Annotated in this window: 19 protein-coding genes; 7 read left to right on the forward strand and 12 right to left on the reverse strand. The window is 74.3% G+C overall.

The genetic code is table 11. The annotated features are described in order from the left end of the window. Positions 1-337: 337 nt before the first annotated feature. Positions 338-1,003, reverse strand: coding sequence for an HAD family hydrolase (locus DQ239_RS17925; protein WP_113835787.1), 666 nt, complete (start codon positions 1,001-1,003; stop codon positions 338-340). A gap of 96 nt (positions 1,004-1,099) precedes the next feature. On the opposite strand from DQ239_RS17925, the gene DQ239_RS17930 reads away from it, so the two are divergent. Further along, a complete protein-coding gene (locus DQ239_RS17930) occupies positions 1,100-1,558 on the forward strand; it encodes a DUF5946 family protein (protein ID WP_113835788.1) in 459 nt (152 codons plus the stop codon). A gap of 45 nt (positions 1,559-1,603) precedes the next feature. After that, positions 1,604-2,317 (forward strand): TetR/AcrR family transcriptional regulator, encoded by a 714-nt coding sequence (locus DQ239_RS17935; RefSeq protein ID WP_233489462.1) that lies wholly within the window; start codon positions 1,604-1,606, stop codon positions 2,315-2,317. Between the two features lie 11 nt (positions 2,318-2,328). Here DQ239_RS17935 and DQ239_RS17940 read toward each other — a convergent pair whose 3' ends face one another. The 5 genes from DQ239_RS17940 to DQ239_RS17960 form a co-directional block, all read right to left on the reverse strand. Continuing rightward, positions 2,329-2,925 (reverse strand): TetR-like C-terminal domain-containing protein, encoded by a 597-nt coding sequence (locus DQ239_RS17940; protein ID WP_113835789.1) that lies wholly within the window; start codon positions 2,923-2,925, stop codon positions 2,329-2,331. A gap of 135 nt (positions 2,926-3,060) precedes the next feature. Further along, the gene (locus tag DQ239_RS17945) at positions 3,061-3,393 is read right to left on the reverse strand and encodes a hypothetical protein (protein ID WP_113835790.1); all 333 of its coding nucleotides are present in this window, start codon (positions 3,391-3,393) and stop codon (positions 3,061-3,063) included. Positions 3,394-3,469: 76 nt separating this feature from the next. Then, positions 3,470-4,357 carry a 1,4-dihydroxy-2-naphthoyl-CoA synthase gene (locus DQ239_RS17950; protein ID WP_113835791.1) on the reverse strand — a complete coding sequence of 296 codons (888 nt, stop codon included), beginning with the start codon at positions 4,355-4,357 and terminating at the stop codon, positions 3,470-3,472. A 43-nt stretch (positions 4,358-4,400) separates the two neighbouring features. Continuing rightward, a complete protein-coding gene (locus DQ239_RS17955) occupies positions 4,401-5,195 on the reverse strand; it encodes a hypothetical protein (protein ID WP_113835792.1) in 795 nt (264 codons plus the stop codon). A gap of 62 nt (positions 5,196-5,257) precedes the next feature. Continuing rightward, positions 5,258-5,767, reverse strand: coding sequence for an NUDIX hydrolase (locus DQ239_RS17960; RefSeq protein ID WP_233489463.1), 510 nt, complete (start codon positions 5,765-5,767; stop codon positions 5,258-5,260). A gap of 58 nt (positions 5,768-5,825) precedes the next feature. On the opposite strand from DQ239_RS17960, the gene DQ239_RS17965 reads away from it, so the two are divergent. From DQ239_RS17965 to DQ239_RS17980, 4 genes are all read left to right on the forward strand, one after another. Next, complete coding sequence (locus DQ239_RS17965; RefSeq protein ID WP_147252161.1) at positions 5,826-6,128, forward strand: NIPSNAP family protein; 303 nt, start codon at positions 5,826-5,828, stop codon at positions 6,126-6,128. A 105-nt stretch (positions 6,129-6,233) separates the two neighbouring features. Beyond that, entirely contained in the window at positions 6,234-6,692 is a 459-nt protein-coding gene (locus DQ239_RS17970; protein ID WP_113835795.1) for a MaoC family dehydratase, read from the forward strand. Positions 6,693-6,695: 3 nt separating this feature from the next. Beyond that, on the forward strand, positions 6,696-7,268 hold the full coding sequence (locus tag DQ239_RS17975) for a TIGR00730 family Rossman fold protein (RefSeq protein WP_113835796.1): 573 nt from the start codon (positions 6,696-6,698) through the stop codon (positions 7,266-7,268). A gap of 83 nt (positions 7,269-7,351) precedes the next feature. Further along, positions 7,352-8,278, forward strand: coding sequence for an alpha/beta fold hydrolase (locus DQ239_RS17980; protein WP_113835797.1), 927 nt, complete (start codon positions 7,352-7,354; stop codon positions 8,276-8,278). On the opposite strand, the gene DQ239_RS17985 is transcribed toward DQ239_RS17980, so the two are convergent. The 4 genes from DQ239_RS17985 to DQ239_RS18000 all read right to left on the reverse strand — a co-directional run bounded on the left by DQ239_RS17985 (position 8,265) and on the right by DQ239_RS18000 (position 12,389). Beyond that, positions 8,265-9,194: an ABC transporter permease subunit gene (locus DQ239_RS17985; protein WP_113835798.1), complete on the reverse strand. Its 930-nt coding sequence runs from the start codon at positions 9,192-9,194 to the stop codon at positions 8,265-8,267. The genes DQ239_RS17980 and DQ239_RS17985 overlap by 14 nt on opposite strands. Then, positions 9,191-10,396, reverse strand: coding sequence for a glycine betaine/L-proline ABC transporter ATP-binding protein (locus DQ239_RS17990; RefSeq protein ID WP_113835879.1), 1,206 nt, complete (start codon positions 10,394-10,396; stop codon positions 9,191-9,193). Before DQ239_RS17990 ends, DQ239_RS17985 begins: the two co-directional genes overlap by 4 nt. Before the next feature lie 2 nt (positions 10,397-10,398). Further along, positions 10,399-11,349, reverse strand: coding sequence for a glycine betaine ABC transporter substrate-binding protein (locus DQ239_RS17995; RefSeq protein ID WP_113835799.1), 951 nt, complete (start codon positions 11,347-11,349; stop codon positions 10,399-10,401). A gap of 143 nt (positions 11,350-11,492) precedes the next feature. Then, positions 11,493-12,389 carry a TauD/TfdA family dioxygenase gene (locus DQ239_RS18000; RefSeq protein ID WP_113835800.1) on the reverse strand — a complete coding sequence of 299 codons (897 nt, stop codon included), beginning with the start codon at positions 12,387-12,389 and terminating at the stop codon, positions 11,493-11,495. Positions 12,390-12,628: 239 nt separating this feature from the next. Here DQ239_RS18000 and DQ239_RS18005 point away from each other — a divergent pair, with 239 nt between their 5' ends. Beyond that, positions 12,629-13,744, forward strand: coding sequence for a geranylgeranyl reductase family protein (locus DQ239_RS18005; protein WP_113835801.1), 1,116 nt, complete (start codon positions 12,629-12,631; stop codon positions 13,742-13,744). A 16-nt stretch (positions 13,745-13,760) separates the two neighbouring features. On the opposite strand, the gene DQ239_RS18010 is transcribed toward DQ239_RS18005, so the two are convergent. Together DQ239_RS18010 and DQ239_RS18015 are read right to left on the reverse strand one after the other, a co-directional pair. Beyond that, on the reverse strand, positions 13,761-14,408 hold the full coding sequence (locus tag DQ239_RS18010; protein WP_158544891.1) for a GerMN domain-containing protein: 648 nt from the start codon (positions 14,406-14,408) through the stop codon (positions 13,761-13,763). Beyond that, positions 14,405-15,778 (reverse strand): ATP-binding protein, encoded by a 1,374-nt coding sequence (locus DQ239_RS18015; RefSeq protein ID WP_113835802.1) that lies wholly within the window; start codon positions 15,776-15,778, stop codon positions 14,405-14,407. Before DQ239_RS18015 ends, DQ239_RS18010 begins: the two co-directional genes overlap by 4 nt. Positions 15,779-15,781: the final 3 nt, after the last annotated feature.

Here is a 15,781-nt window from a genome sequence, read left to right on the forward strand (position 1 = left end):
GCTCGGTCGACCAACCCTGGGCGATCAACCGCCAGAACCTGCGCTCGATCTCCCTCGGCATCCGCGGACGCCCCATCGACACCACCCCGATCTGCTGGGGTGTTGCATCGACCCCTTGAACCCGAGGCCCGCTTTTCCGCGGAAAAGCGGGCCCGACGCCAGGTGTGCTGCGGAGAGTCGGGCTCTGCCCACGTCCGCGGGGCAGAGCCCGACTGTGCGGAGACCCTGTCTGCCGGCGCTCTGCCTCTGCTTACGGGGGCAAGCAGAGGCAGAGCGTGCTCAGCGGACAGTCGGCCCCTGCCCACACCTGTGGGCAGGGCCGACTGTCGGTGGAGGGTCAGAGCAGGTCGAGGTCGTCCAGCGCGGCGGCCAGGTCGCCCGGGGTGTCGTAGATGGCGAGGGCGCCGGCCTCGCGCAGCTCGTCGTCGCCGAAGCCGCCGGAGCGGACGACGATCGCCGGCATCCCCGCGTTCTTGGCGGCCTCGACGTCGTAGACCGAGTCGCCGATCACCACGCTCGGAGCGTCCGCCGGCTCGCCCAGCTTCTCCAACGCCACCTGCAGCAGGTCCGGCGCCGGCTTGGTCCGCTCGACGTCGTCACTGGTGGTCCAGGCGTCGGCGAGGTCGCGGGCGTCGAGCAGGTCGAGCGCGCGGTCGACGTGGTGCGGCTTGCCCGAACTGGCCAGCACCACCCGGTGGCCCCGCTCCTTGAGCGCCACGATGAGCTCCCGGGCGCCGGGCAGCAGCGCCGTCTCGCCCATCATCGGGTCGACCTCCTCCACCCAGCGCTCGCGCGCGGCGTCCCCGATCCGCTCCTCGACGTCGTCCCCACCCAGTGCGGCGACCAGCTGGTCGCCGCCCATGCCGATCAGCCGGTGGATGCGCCAGACCGGGAACGTCTCGCCCAGCGACCGGAGGGCTCGGTACCAGGCGAGGGCGTGCTGGTAGTTGGTGTCGACGAGGGTGCCGTCCACGTCGAGGACGGCGATGCGCGGAGAACTCATGCCGCGGGGCTGCCCAGCCCGCGCGCCGCCCAACCGACGTCCTGCTTCTCCGCGTCCGTGCCGCGGGCCGCTCCGGCGTGCGGCACGATCGTGCGGATGTCCACACCTCCCCTGCCCGATCCCGCGACCGAGGTGTGCCCGGGCTGCGGCGCCGTCCTGGCCCCCGTTCCCACCGGCGCCCCGCCGAGATCAGGCGCCTCCCCGTCCTGCGCCCGCCTGTTCGACGTCACGCTGCGCGGACCGCACGAGGAGGCCTCCGCCGACGCCGGGGCCGCCGCGACGGCGCGCCTCGCCGACGCCGCCTACGCCGCCCAGCACCCCGTCCCCGGCGACCCGTCGTCGGTCTCCGCCGCGCTCGACCTGCTGGAGAGCGAGCTGGGCGGGAGCGCTGCGCGCCGGTCCGGCCCGCCCCCGGTGTGGACGACGACGATCGCCGACGTCGCCGCCGACCTCGACGTCATCGACCTGGGTGTGCTCGTGGAGTCGTGGGCGCGGGCCGTCCTGGGCGACTGGCACGCCCCGGCGGAGGCACCCCGGGGCGCTCTACGGCCCTGACCAGTGCCGATGCGCCGAACACGTTCGGTCATTAACCTTTGCACAGTGAGTGATCTTGGAGACCGTCGCGCCCAGAAGAAAGCGCAGACCCGGGAGCTGGTCCGCACCACCGCCCACCGCCTCTTCGCGTCGCGCGGATTCGACGCCGTCACCATCGCCGACGTCGCCCGCGAGGCAGACGTCGCCGTCCAGACGGTCTTCAACCACTTCACGACGAAGGAGGACCTCTTCTTCGACGGCCGCGTGCCGTGGGTCGAGGGCATCGCGGCCGCGGTGCGCGACCGCGCCGTGGGCGTCAGCCCGCTGTCCGCGCTGCGCGCCTACCTGCTCGCGTTCATGACCCGCCAGCTCACGTCGATGAGCTGCCCGGACCAGCGCGACTACTGGGTCACGCTGGATGCCTCCCCGACGCTGCGCACCTTCGAGCGGAGGCTGGTGTTCACGTCCGAGCGCCGGCTCGCCGAGGCGCTGCTCGCGGCGTGGCAGCAGCCGGCGGAGGGTGGCGAGTGCGCCCCGCCGAACCCGGCGATCTCCGCACGGCTGACCGCCGCCATGTGGTTGGCCGCGGTGCGGGTGCTCCTCGTGGAGAACCGGGTCCGCGTCCGCGACGGGCTCGAGGCCACCGAGGCCGCCGAGGCCGCGGAGGTGCTGGGCGACCGGCTGCTGGGGTACATGCAGACCGGCTTCGGCAGCTTCCACGGCCTCGTCGGCGAGCCGTCCGACCTCCCGGAGCTGCCGGAGGACCGCCGCGCCGGCTGACCGGCACCCCCTCAGAGGGCGACCGGCACGTCCTCCGGCTCGACCAGCGGGCAGAGCACCTCGTCCACGACCCGCTCGACGTGGTCGGCGACCAGAGCGCCGTCGCCGGCCGCGGTGAAGCGCTGCCACCAGAAGGCCTCGAGCACCGAGTAGAGCAGCCCCAGCCGCTCGTCGTCGATCTCCTCACCGCGGGCCCGGGCACGCTCGCCGATGGCGGCGACCGCCGCGGCGAGCGGCTGCACCAGCGCCTGCTCCAGCCCCGCACGCAGCTGCTGGTCGTGGCGGGCGGCACCCAGGATGCTGGCCGCGGCGCGCTCCTCGCGGTCCAGCGGCCTCGTCCAGTGGTCGGCGAGCGCGCGCAGGTCGCCGCGAACGGAGCCGGTGTCCTCGGGGGTCGCCACCAGGCGGAACCGGCCCACCGCCGCGTGGGCGAGGGCGGCCATGGTGGGCCACCGGCGGTAGATGCCGGCCTTGCCGGCGCGGGCGCGGGCGGCGACGCGGTCGCTGTTGAGCCGGCCCCAGCCCTCGTCGGCCAGGATCTCGACCGTCACCGCCAGGAGCTGCTCGGACAACTCGGCGCTCAACGGGCGCCCCGGGGTTCCGCTCACGACGGGCCTCTGACCTGGCTGATCATCTGCACCGCGACATATTGGCGCGACAGTGGAGTCACCACAATGACCTTTGGCCCTGGTATTGCGGAGGAAAAGGGATTCGTTCCCCGGCGGGGCCCGATCCCCGGCGGGTCAGGCGCCGGCCGCGGACTCCACCTGCACCCGGATGCTCGCACCGTCCGGGGAGAGCCGGTCCTCGCCGCGGGCCCGCTCGACCATCGCGTCCCACTGCGCCGCCCAGTCCGGGGCGGTGGCGCGGGGCTCGGCGGCAGCGCGCAGGGCCGCGGCGTCCAGCTGGGCGGTCTCGGCGTCCTGCATCCGGCCGAGCCCGGAGCGCTCCAGCGCCTCGGCCGCCTCCTCGTCGGTGACCTGCCCCAGGGCCAGCACGCACCGGCTCAGGTCGTCGATGTCGACCACCCGCGCCTCGGGACGCTCCCCGGCACCCGTCACCACCTCGACGATCATGCCGTCTCCCACTCGTCAGGGACTTTCGGTACCGAAAGTCCGGAGCCCCGCAGGGACTTTCTGTACCGAAAGTCCGTCACACGTGCCAGGGGAAGCGGGTGAAGTCCGGGTCGCGCTTCTCCAGGAAAGCGTCCCGGCCCTCGACGGCCTCCTCGGCCATGTAGGCCAGCCGGGTGGTCTCGCCGGCGAACAGCTGCTGGCCGACCAGCCCGTCGTCGATCAGGTTGAACGAGTACTTGAGCATCCGCTGGGCGGTCGGGCTCTTGGCCACGATCGTCCTGCCCCACTCCAGCGCGGTCGCCTCGAGCTCGGCGTGAGGGACGACGCGGTTCACCATCCCCATCGCGTGCGCCTCCGCGGCGGTGTACTCCTCGCCCAGGAAGAAGATCTCGCGGGCGAACTTCTGCCCGACCTGCCGCGCGAGGTACGCCGACCCGAACCCGCCGTCGAAGCTGCCGACGTCGGCATCGGTCTGCTTGAACCGGGCGTGCTCGGCGCTGGCCAGGGTCAGGTCGGAGACGACGTGCAGGCTGTGCCCGCCGCCGGCCGCCCACCCGGGGACGACGCAGATGACCACCTTGGGCATGAAGCGGATGAGCCGCTGCGCCTCCAGGACGTGCAGCCGCCCGCTCGAACCCTGGGCGTGCTCGTAGCCATACTTACCGCGCACCCGCTGGTCGCCGCCCGAGCAGAACGCCCAACCGCCGTCCTTGGGGCTAGGGCCGTTGCCGGTGAGGATCACGCACCCGACGTCGGTGGACAGCCGCGCGTGCTCGAGCGCGGTGATCAGCTCGTCGACCGACTGCGGCCGGAACGCGTTGCGCACCTCCGGCCGGTCGAACGCGATGCGGACGACACCGGCGTCGACGGCCCGGTGGTAGGTGATGTCGGCGAAGTCGAAGCCCTCGACCGGGCGCCAGGCGGAGCTGTCGAAGATCTCGGAGACGTCGTCGCGGGCGCTCATGCAGCGCACTCTACAAAGCCGGCACCGGCCGCGACCGCTCGCCTCACTTGCCGAGCAGCCCGCCGGTCACGCCGCCGACGGTGTCCGTCAGCGGCTCGACGACCGGCGCCAGCACCTCGCAGACGCAGTCCTTCGCCGGTGGCTGGACGGGCTGCGAGCTGGACGGAGGCGGTGGCGGAGGCGGCTGCGACCCGCCCGTCTGGGTGCCGCCGCTCTGCGTGCCACCGCTCTGCGAACCACCGGTCTGCGAGCCCCCGGACGGCTGGCCGGCCGGCGGCTGCTGGGCAGGCTGCTGGCTCGAGGACCCCGCCGGGCTGGAGGGCAGGACCGGGATCCGGCTGGTGCCGGGCTGCGTCCACCCGGAGCCGCCGGCCTGCGGAGCGCTGCCCGACGTCCCGCCGCCCGTCCCGGCGGTCCAGCCCGCTGCGGGGTCCGCGCCGGCAGCGGCACCGGCGTCGTCGGCCGCGGGAGCCGAGGGGGTGATGCTGGCCGCGGGGTCCAGTCCCGGTGCGCCCGGCGCGGGAGGGACCGCTCCGTCCGGCAGCGGCGCGAAGGTGGACTGCACGCCGCCGTCGTCGCCGTCGTCGCTGTCGGACCCGTCGGAGCCGTTCTCGTCCGGGGTGTAGACCTCGGCGTCCCGGCCCGCGGCGTCCGTCGCGCCGGGCGACAGCACGATGGCCACGGGCGCGGCGATCAACAGCGCGGCACAGGCCAGCGCCAGCAGCAGCAGGGCGCGCACCCGGCGACGGTCGCCGGTGGAGGCCGTCGCCGTCGTCGCCGTGGCGCCGACGGCGCGCGTGGGCGGCGGCGGGGGCTCGGGGGCGGCGTGGCGGGGCAAGCGGGCTCCTCGGGACGGTCGGGCTGGGACCTGCGAGGCCACCTGCCCATGTTCACCCTGCGCTACTCCTCCGTCCGGCGTGTCCCGTCCCGTTGCGGAACGGCGGCCGCCAGCAGGGGGAGCAACCGCGGGAGCGAGGCGGCGAGCCCGGGGTGCAGGTCGACGGCGCCCAGATCGGCCAGCGGCCACCAGCCCACGCCGTCGCTCTCGCCGTCCAGGCGCAGCTCGCGCGGGTCGATCGGCCGGGCCGGGCGCGCCAGGACGGTCGTGTACGCCCAGCCGCCGTGGTCGTCGACCGAGCAGGCACCCAGGACGACGTCCTCGGGGTCCAGCCCCAGCTCCTCGCGCACCTCCCGCAGCGCACCGACGTGGGCCTGCTCCCCCGCGTGCAGCGCACCCCCGGGCGTCCCCCACGTGCCGCCGTGGTGCGACCACAGCGCGCGGTGCTGCAGGAGCACCTCCGGGCCGTCGTCGCCGTCGCGGTGCAGGAGGAGCCCCGCTGCCCCCGCCCGGCCCCAGTGCTTGTGGCCCAGCGCGCACGAGGTCCAGCCGTCTGTCGAGAAGAACGCCACGCGCCCAGTGAACCCGGTGTCCGCGCGGCTCGGCCAGCGCGCCGGGCAGGATCGGGCCATGACCACCGTGCAGCTGCGCCGCTACGTCGTCGAACCGGGCCGGATGGACGACTTCCTCGCCTGGTTCCCCGCGCTCGTCCCGGTCCGGGAGCAGTACGGCTTCCGGGTGCTGTTCGCCGTCGCCGAGCGGGAGCACGACACCTTCACCTGGGCCGTGGCCTTCGACGGCGACGAGGCGGCCTTCACCGAACGGGTCGAGACCTACAACGCCTCACCCGAGCGGGCAGCGGTCTTCGAGACCTTCCCCCACTGCATCACCTCGATGGAGATCGGTTTCGCCGAGGACGCCCTGGGCGGGTAGGCGCGACGAACCAGCGCCCGCGAGCAGGCGCGCTCACCGCCGGAGGGGCCGGGACGTAGGTTCCAGTGCGACACCCTCAGCACGACCCCGACGGAGGACCTCTCGATGAGCACCACCACGACCATGGCCGAGCTGCCCGGACTCGTCGGCCAGGAGCTGGGCACCAGCGAGTGGTACGAGGTGACGCAGGAGCACGTGAACCTGTTCGCCGACGCGACCGGCGACCACCAGTGGATCCACGTCGACCCCGAGCGCGCCGCCAAGGAGAGCCCCTTCGGCGGCCCGATCGCCCACGGCTACCTGACGCTGTCGCTGCTCGTCCCGCTGTTCGGCGGCGTGCTGCGGGTGACCGACACCGTCATGGGCGTGAACTACGGCCTGAACAAGGTCCGCTTCCCCTCGCCGGTGCCGGTGGGCTCGAAGGTGCGGCTGACCGCCACGCTCACCAACATCGAGGACATCGCCGGCGGGAAGCAGCTCACCTTCTCCTGCGTCATCGAGCGCGAGGGCGGCGACAAGCCGGTCTGCATCGCGGAGCCGGTGTACCGCTACTACGGCGGCTGACAGGTGCGGGTCGCCGTCTTCACCGGGTCGCACGCCGGCCCCGAGAGCCACGCCCGGGCGGCGGCGGAGTTCGCCACCGGGCTGGCCCGGGCCGGGGTTGGCATCGTCTACGGCGGCGGCAAGGTCGGGCTGATGGGCGTCGTCGCCGATGCCGCGCTGGCGGCCGGCGGCGAGGTCATCGGCGTCATGCCGCAGCACCTGGTCGACGACGAGGTCGCGCACACCAGCCTGCCGCGGCTGGAGGTCGTGCAGACCATGCACGAGCGCAAGGCCGTCATGGCCGACCTGGCCGACGTCTTCGTGGCGCTGCCCGGCGCCGCGGGCACCCTCGAGGAGCTGTTCGAGGCCTGGACCTGGGGGATGCTCGGCCTGCACGCCAAGCCGACGGCGCTGGTCGACGTCGACGGGTTCTGGCAGCCGCTGCTCGGCCAGCTCCGCCGGATGGTGGACGACGGCTACCTCGACGCGGCCCGGCTCGATGCGCTGGGCGTGGTGCGCGACGCCGGCGAGCTGCTGCGCTTCGTGGAGGGCTACCGGCACCCCGCGCGCAAGTGGTCGGCCCCGTCGTCGTCCTGACCTGACTCCCTCCGGACTTTCTGTACCGAAAGTCCAGAGGTTGGCGTAACCCGGCGGCAACAGGAACGTGGTGCACTGGAGCGATGCCGTCGACGCCGCTCCCCCGCGAGACCCGAGTGGTGCACGGGCACCGGCGGGCGTTCGTCCGCGCCGGGCAGGGACCGCCGCTCCTGCTCCTGCACGGCATCGGCAACAGCGCGCAGACGTGGGCCGGCGTCGTCGACCGGCTGGCGGCTTCGCACACGGTGATCGCCCCCGACCTGCTCGGTCACGGCTCCTCGGACAAGCCCCGCGGCGACTACTCGATCGCCGGCTACGCCAACGGCATGCGCGACCTGCTGTCGGTGCTGGACATCGAGCAGGTGACGGTCGTGGGTCACTCCCTCGGCGGCGGCATCGCGCTCCAGTTCGCCTACCAGTTCCCCGAGCGCTGCGAGCGGCTGGCCCTCGTGGGCAGCGGGGGCCTGGGTCCCGAGCTCTCGCTGGGTCTGCGTGCGGCCAGCATGCCCGGCAGCGAGGCCGTGCTGACCGCACTCACCCGCCTGCCCCTGCCGCTGCGCTCGGGGCTGCGGGCACTGGACGCCGTCGGGCGGGCGATCGGCTGGACCCGCGCCCAGGATCTGGCCGAGGCCGGTGAGGCGATGCTGGCGCTCTCCCACGCGGAGGCCCGCCGGGCGTTCCTGCGGACGCTGCGCAGCGTCGTCGATGCCGGGGGGCAGTCAGTGACGGCCGTCGACCGGCTCTACCTCGCCCAGGCCATCCCGATGCTGGTCGTGTGGGGCAGCCGCGACCCGATCGTCCCCGTCGCCCACGCCGAGACCGTGCGCCGGCTGGTGCCGACAGCTCGGGTCGAGGTCTTCCCGCACGCCGGCCACTGGCCGCACCTCGCCGAACCCGACCGCTTCGCCGACGTGCTGCTGGACTTCATCGCCGAGACGCAGCCGGTCGACCACGACCGCGACGGCTGGCGCGCCCTCCTGGCCGCGGAACGCGCCCTCAGCGGGCGCTGAGGGCGGGCTCCTCCACGGCCGGCCGCGCCGGCGCGTCGTCCTCGGCGCGGGCCGCCCGGCTCCGCCGCCGGGTGCCGAGCACCCGGGACAGCGCGGTCTGCTGCCCGAAGGAGGCCGTGAGCCGGTCGAGGTAGATCGCCAGCAGGACGACGGCGAGGCCGCCCTCGACTCCCGCGGCGACGTCGAGCTGCGTCACCGCGCGCACCACGACGGCGCCGAGCCCGGCCGCGCCGAGCAGGCCCGCCGTGACGACCATCGACAGCGCCAGCATGATCACCTGGTTGACGCCGGCCATGATCGAGGGCAGCGCCAGCGGCAGCTGGACCTCGCGCAGGATCTGCCCCGGCCGGGCACCGAAGGCCTGCGCGGCCTCGACGACCTCCCGGTCGACCTGACGGATGCCCAGCTCGGTCAGCCGCACCCCCGGCGGGATGGCGAACAGGATGGTGGCCACCACACCGGGGACGACGCCCACGCCGAAGAAGAACACCGCGGGGATCAGGTAGACGAAGACCGGCGTCGTCTGCATGAAGTCCAGGACCGGGCGGACGGCGATGCTCACCGCCCGGTGCCGGGCCGCGAGGACCCCGACCGGGATGCCGATGGCCGCCGCGATCAGCGCCGCCACCAGCACGAGCGCCAGGGTCTGCATGGTCTCGACCCACAGCTCCAGCGACACCACGAGCAGGAACGCCGCCACCGCGTACAGCGCCAGCCAGGGGCCGCGGACCAGCAGGGCGATGACCGCGAGCACCACCACCCAGACGACCGGCGCCGGCGTGGTCAGGACGTCGGTGAGGCTGGTGACGATCGTCGACATGACCTCGGAGATGGCGTCGAAGAGCCACGGCACGGTGGCCAGCAGCCAGTCGATGGCGTCGGCCACCCATTCACCGATCGGCACGTGCGGGATCACCGGGCACCTCCACGGACCGGGACGGCGGACAGCGCGTCGAGCACCGCGGCCCGCGGCACGACCCCCAGGAGCCGGCCGTCGCCGTCGACGACTCCGAGCGGCACGGGGTGGCGACCCAGCAGGTGCACGAACTCGACGACGGGACGGTCGGCCGTCGTGCTGGCGTGCTCGGCGACCAGCGACCGGTGGTCCAGGCTGGTGCGCCCCTCCTGCAGCGCGCGGGCCAGCAGGTCGTCGCGCGCCACCCCGACCACCCGGCCCGCGTCGTCCAGGACGTAGACGCCGTTGGCCTCCGCCGAGCCCAGCGCCCGCAGCACGTCGGCCGCCGGATCGCCGAGGTGCGCGGTCATCCGCGGTTCGCGCATGAGGTCACCGGCGGTGAGCACCCGGGTGCGGTCGACGTCGGAGGTGAAGTCGGCGACGTAGTCGTCGGCGGGCGCGGAGATGATCTCCGGGCCGGTGCCCAGCTGGACGGTCCGGCCGTCCTTGAGCATGAGGATGCGGTCGCCCAGCCGCATGGCCTCGTTGAGGTCGTGGGTGATGAAGACGATGGTCTTGTGCAGCTCGGACTGCAGCCGCTCCAGCAGGTCCTGCATGTCACGGCGGATCAGCGGGTCGAGCGCCGAGAACGGCTCGTCCATGAGCAGGATCTCGGAGTCGGCAGCCAGCGCCCGGGCCAGGCCCACGCGCTGGCGCATGCCGCCGGACAGCTGGTCGGGCCGGGCCTCGGCCCGCTCCAGGAGGCCGACGGTGCGCAGCGCCCAGTCCGCGCGCTCGCGCTGCTCGGCCCCGCCGACCCCGCGGATCTTCAGGGCGTACGCGGCGTTCTCCCGCACCGAGCGGTGCGGGAGCAGCGCGAAGTGCTGGAAGACCATGCTCATCTTCTCGTTGCGCACCTGCCGCAGCTGGTCGTCGGTCAGCGCCCGGAGGTCCCTGCCGTCGACCTCGACCGTGCCGGCGCTGGGCTCGATGAGCCGGTTGAGCAGGCGCACCAGCGTCGACTTGCCCGAGCCCGACAGCCCCATGATCACGAACAGCTCACCGCGCTCGACGGAGAAGCTGACGTCGTGCACCGCGAGCGTGGCCCCGGTGCGCCGCTGGATCTCGTCGCGCCCGAGCCCGTCGGACGCCAGGCGCAGCGCCTCGGCCTCCCGGCCGCCGAAGACCTTCGTCAGGCCGGACACCTGCAGCGCCGGTGTCACGGTCAGCCGATCCACTCGTCGATCTCGTCGGCGTGGTCGTCCACCCACTGCCGCGCGACGGTGCTGACGTCCTCGCCGTCGACGTCGACCGCCTTCTGCATCTCCTCCATCTCGTCGACGGAGATGCGCAGGTTCTCCAGCAGCGCGACGAAGTTCGGCGCGTCCTCCTGCAGCTCCTTGCTGGCGGCGATGTTGGCGCTGTACGAGGGCATCGCGCAGGCGCCGTCGCCGGTGGTCAGGCAGCCGTCGCTGTAGGGCGTGGGCTCCTCGAGCTGCACCATGTCGTACTGCGCGAAGACCGCGTGGGGGTGGTACAGGTACAGCACGATCGGCTCCTCGCGGCTGTAGGAGTTCTCCAGCTGCGCGAGCTCGGCCGACTCGCTCGAGACGACCTGCTCCAGCGTGATGCCGTAGCCGTCGAGGCGCTTGCGGTTCTGCTCGGTGGTGATGTAACCGGGGTCGGCGTCGTAGAACTTGTTCCCGAGCTGGTCGGCGTAGTCGTTGAGCTGGTCCACGCTGGTCAGCCCCTCCAGAGGCCCGCCGGCCTCCACCGCGTAGGCCGGGACGAACCAGCCCTGGGCCGCCTCGCCGTAGGTCTCCGACACGATGTCGACCTGATCGGCGGCCTTGTCGGCAAGCTCCTGCTGGTTGGGGAGCGCGACCTCGGTCAGCAGGTCGATGTCCCCGCGCTGCGCACCCGTCCAGGCGGCGGCCGGGTCGAGCTGCGTGGTGGAGAGGGAGGCCACGCCCAGGTCCGGGTTGTCGGCGGCGATCTCGCTGAGGATGCCGTTGGTCAGCCCGGCGGCCGTCCAGCTGAACTGCGCGGTCTGGACGGTGATGCCGCCACCGCCACCGCCGCCCCCCTCCTCCGCCGTGCAGGCGGCGACCGATGTGGTCAGGAGGGCGGCCAGGGCCACCGCGGACGCCCGGGGGCGGAGGTTCGTGGACAGCATGGGTCTTCTCTCATGAAGGGGGTCCGGGACCGTCGGGGTCCCGACGTCGGTCAGCGCGCGGCGAGGCGCAGGCTCCCCGGAGGGAGCCTGCGCCGTGCCGCGTGTTCGGGAAGAGCGTCTCGTGTTTTCGGCGGTCGTGCAGGTCAGGCGGGCACCGGAGCCACCGGCTGGTCACCCCGAAGAGTGATTCGGTGCATGACCCGCCGCTGGTTGCCGTAGTCGCGGTTGGCGTAGTGCACCGTCGAGCGGTTGTCCCACAGAACGACGTCGCCGACCGACCAGCGGTGCCGGACGATGTGCTCCGGCTTGGTGATGTGGGCGTAGAAGAGGTCGAGCAGGTGACGGCTCTCGGCGTCGGAGACGCCGGCGATGTGGGAGACGAAGCCGGGGTTGACGAACAGACTCCGGCGGCCGGTCTCGGGGTGCACGCGGACGACGGGGTGCTCGATCGGCACGAGGGCCGTGAACTCCTCGCCCTCCCACTGGGTGCGCTCCTGGCGCTGGGCGAGGTAGTAACCCCACTCGCGGGTGCCGTCGTGCACGGCCACCAGCTGGTCGGCCACGCGGCGCACCGGCTCGCTGAGCGAGTCGTAGGCCAGCTCCAGGTCGGCCCACTGCGTGTCGCCGCCCGTGGGCGGGAGGACGACGGCGCGGAGGATCGAGCCCAGCGGAGGGCGGCGCACGAACGTGACGTCGGTGTGCCAGATGTCGGCGAAACCACCGGTGTTGCTGTCGAGCTCGTAGATCTCCGGGTGGTTCTCGTCGACGCCCGGGACGACGGGGTGGGACTCGGTGACCTCACCCAGCCGGCGCCCGAGCGCGATCTGGCTGTCGGGGTGCAGGTCGTGCTGGCCGGAGAAGAACAGCACCTTGTACCGGGCGAGGGCGGCGCGCAGGTCGCGCACCTGGTCATCGGTCGCGCGGGCGAGGTCCACGCCGTGGACGCGGGCTCCGATGGTCGGCTCGAGGCGCTCGAACACCAGACCGGTGGTGGCCTCAGGTGCAGCGGGCGCGGTGGGAGGAGCAGCGAGCAGGGTCATGCGGGAACTCCGGGGATGAGGGGGCGAACGGGTGGCTCGGAGGGCGTCAGGCCGGACAGAGCGCGCTCGCGCACCGGAGCAGGTCGACGTGGCGGCGTGCCGTGAGCACATTCCGCACTAACTCGACCAATTCCATAGGCATTACCGTAGAGGACGTCCCTGGCGCCTGTCGAACGAGGTCCCTCCGCGTCGCTGCCCGGCCAAGGCGTGCGCGGGGCAGGACCCGTAGCGTCGCGGCCGTGGAGCACTGGGACGTTGTCGTCGTGGGCGCGGGACCGGCCGGTGCCGCGGCCGCCCTCGCCGCCCGCCGGGCCGCGCCGGCCACCCGCGTGCTCCTGCTGGACCGCGCCGACTTCCCCCGCGACAAGGTGTGCGGCGACGGCATCGCCCCCGAGGCGCTCGACGTGCTGCAGCGACTCGGCGCCGACCCGGCCGTGCTCACCGACGGCTTCGCCCCCGTACCGCGGCTGCGCATGCGCTCCCCCGGCGGCGCCGCCGTCGAGCGGGCGATGCACCGCCCCGCGCACACCGTGCCCCGGCGGATCCTCGACGCCCGCATCGTGGACGCCGCGCTCGCCGCGGGCGCGGAGCTGCGCCGGCACCAGGTGCGCCGGCTGAGCGACGACGGCCGCCGGGTGGAGATCGACGACGCGCTGACCGCCGACGTCGTCATCGGTGCCGACGGCGCGGAGTCCGTCGTCCGCCGTGCCTTGGGCCTGGCCCCCAACCGGCCGGACCGGATGGCGGTGGCCCTGCGCGGCTACGCACCGGAGCTGCCCGGGCAGCGCGGGGTCCAGGTCATCGCCACGACCGAGCAGCGCTGGCCGGCCTACGCCTGGTCGTTCCCGCTCGGCGACGGCCGGGCCAACGTCGGCTACGGGGAGCTGGTCTCCGGCGGCGCCAGCCGGACGGCGCTGGTCGAAGGGCTGCACCGACTGCTGCCCGGGGTGGAGCCCGACGGCCTGCGCGCGCACCGCCTGCCGCTGTCGACCGAGCGCCCACGCCAGCCCGACGGGCGGGTGCTCCTGGCCGGCGACGCCGCGTCCTTGATCAATCCGCTGACCGGCGAGGGCATCTTCTACGCGGTCCTCTCCGGCGCGCTCGCCGGTGCCGCCGCGGTCTCCGGAGCGGCGGCCGGGCAGGCCTACCGCCGGGCGCTGCGCCGTCGGCTGGGCCGGCACCTGCGGCACTCCTCGGCGGCCTCGCTGCTGAGCCGGTGGCCGCGGATCATGGACGCCGCGTTCCGGGCGGCCGCCGCCGACCAGCGGGTGTTCGACGACGTCGTCGCCCTGGGGCTGGCCGACGGCCGGCTCACCCTGCCGACCCTCGCCGCCGCGGCCCGCCGGCTCCGCTGACCACTCGGCCGGACCGTCAGCTCGGTGGCGCCGGGACCGGCGGTTCCGCCGGGACGGCGGCGGCCGGCGCCGGGGGCGCCGCTGCGGTGGCCGCGTAGTCCGCCGCGGTCAGGGGGCGGTCGGTCAGCTCCCCGTCGGGCAGCGGCGCCTCGATCGGCTCACCGGCCAGCTGGAGGAGGACGGCGTCCACGCCCGGCACGCTGGTGGCGGTGAGCACGATCTGCGCGACCGCCAGCCGCCCCGACACCCCCACCGGCGCCTCCGCGGGCGCGTCCAGGTCGATCGTCGCCGTTCCGCCGTCCACCCCGGTGACGCTCAGCCGGACCTCCGGGGGCAGCGCCGTCGACAGCTGCTCGTCGCGCTCGGCGCCGGTGGGCCCGTCGGCGAGCTGCTCGAGCAGGTCGGCCAGTCGCGCGCGGCGCGTCGTCCCGCTGACCTCGCGGACCCGCGGCACCAGGCTGTCCGAGGCACTGACCCAGTGGACGAGCGAGGCGTCCACGACGGCATCCGGCGGCGACGACGGCGCGGACGACGGCGCGGGTTCGGCGAGCCCGTAGGGCACGTCGCTCGCGGCGATCGTCGAGGGCTCGCCGCCGGTCGGCACGCCGCACCCGGCGAGGACGGCCAGGGCGGCGAGCAGGACGGGGACGGCGCGGCGGGTCACGGGCCCACCGCCGGCAGGGAGAGGCAGAACCGCGCGCCGCCGTCGGGACCGTCGGCGACCCAGGCCGCGCCGCCGTGCCGGGCCGCGGTCTCGGCCACGATCGCCAGCCCGAGGCCGGCGCCGGGCAGCGAGCGGCGGGCGGCTCCCGCGCCCCGGGCGAACCGCTCGAAGATGCGCTCGCGGTCCTCCACCGGCACCCCGGGCCCGGCGTCGTCCACCGCGAGGACGACGGCGTCCTCCCGCCGCTGCACCACCACCCGCAGCGGACCGCCGGCGTGCCGGTCGGCGTTGTCCAGCAGGTTGCGCACGGCCCGCTCCAAGCTGTTCTTGTCCGCCAGCACCACGGTCCGCCCGTCCGGATCGCCCTCGAGCAGCCCGCCCGGCCGGCCGGTCACCGCCAGCACCTCGCGGGCCAGCGCCGTCAGGGACACCGCCGTCCCGGGCGCGGCGCTCGCGTCGCCGTCGAGCCGGGCCAGCTGCAGCAGGTCGTCCAGCATCCGGCGGAACCGGCGCAGCTCGCCCTCGACCAGCGTGAGCGCCTCCCCGGCCCGCGGCGAGAGCTCCGCGCGGCGGCCGGCGAGCACCTCGACGCTGGTGACCAGGCTGGTCAGGGGGCTGCGCAGCTCGTGGCTGACGTCGCCGACGAAGCGGGCGTCGCGCTCGATCCGGGCCGACAGCGCGTCGACCATGCTGTTGAAGCCCGCGACGATGCCGACCAGGTCGGGGTCGTCGGTCGGCGGCAGCCGAGTGGCCAGCTCGCCGCCGGCGATTCGGGTCGCGGCGCCGGCGACCTGCTCGAGCGGCTGCACCGCGCGCCGGCTGGCCCACACCCCGAAGCCCGCGCCCGCCGCGGTGGCGGCGACCGCCGAGGCGGCGAGCACCACGGACAGCGTCGCCAGCACCTGCCGCAGCTCGGTGAGCCGGCCGACGCCGTAGAACTCCACGCCCGCCGCGCGCAGCGGCACCCCGACCACCAGCGCCGGGCCGTCGGGGGCGTCGATGCGCACGGTGCCGGCCTCGCCGCCGGCGACGATCTCCTGCAGGTCGGTGGGGACGTCGCGCGCGCCGACGTCCAGGGTGGAGGAGTACCAGGCGTCGCCGCTGCGCAGCACCACGTCGGATCCGCCGGAGGGCACCAGCTCGGCCAGCAGGTCGCCCACGTCGGTGCCGGCGGTGGCCAGCCGGCTGTTGAGCACGTTGGCGTCGGCGAACGCCTGGCGGGTCAGCGAGGCCTCGCGCTGGTCCAGCAGGTAGCTGCGGGCCAGCAGGAAGGTGGCGGTGACCAGCACGACCGACACCAGCAGCGTGACCGCGGCGAAGCCCAGGACGATGCGCGCCCGGAGCCCGCGCGGCCCGAGCGCCAGCCTCACCGC

Origin of the sequence: Blastococcus sp. TF02-09, assembly GCF_003319105.1 — a bacterium.
Lineage (GTDB): Bacteria > Actinomycetota > Actinomycetes > Mycobacteriales > Geodermatophilaceae > Blastococcus.

Bases quoted from the DNA above. Each gene is read 5' to 3' on its own strand.
- DQ239_RS17925 (WP_113835787.1), bottom strand. From the start codon at position 1,003: ATGAGTTCTCCGCGCATCGCCGTCCTCGACGTGGACGGCACCCTCGTC.
- DQ239_RS17930 (WP_113835788.1), top strand. From the start codon at position 1,100: ATGTCCACACCTCCCCTGCCCGATCCCGCGACCGAGGTGTGCCCGGGC.
- DQ239_RS17945 (WP_113835790.1), bottom strand. From the start codon at position 3,393: ATGATCGTCGAGGTGGTGACGGGTGCCGGGGAGCGTCCCGAGGCGCGG.
- DQ239_RS17950 (WP_113835791.1), bottom strand. From the start codon at position 4,357: ATGAGCGCCCGCGACGACGTCTCCGAGATCTTCGACAGCTCCGCCTGG.
- DQ239_RS17965 (WP_147252161.1), top strand. From the start codon at position 5,826: ATGACCACCGTGCAGCTGCGCCGCTACGTCGTCGAACCGGGCCGGATG.
- DQ239_RS17970 (WP_113835795.1), top strand. From the start codon at position 6,234: ATGAGCACCACCACGACCATGGCCGAGCTGCCCGGACTCGTCGGCCAG.
- DQ239_RS17980 (WP_113835797.1), top strand. From the start codon at position 7,352: ATGCCGTCGACGCCGCTCCCCCGCGAGACCCGAGTGGTGCACGGGCAC.
- DQ239_RS17995 (WP_113835799.1), bottom strand. From the start codon at position 11,349: ATGCTGTCCACGAACCTCCGCCCCCGGGCGTCCGCGGTGGCCCTGGCC.
- DQ239_RS18000 (WP_113835800.1), bottom strand. From the start codon at position 12,389: ATGACCCTGCTCGCTGCTCCTCCCACCGCGCCCGCTGCACCTGAGGCC.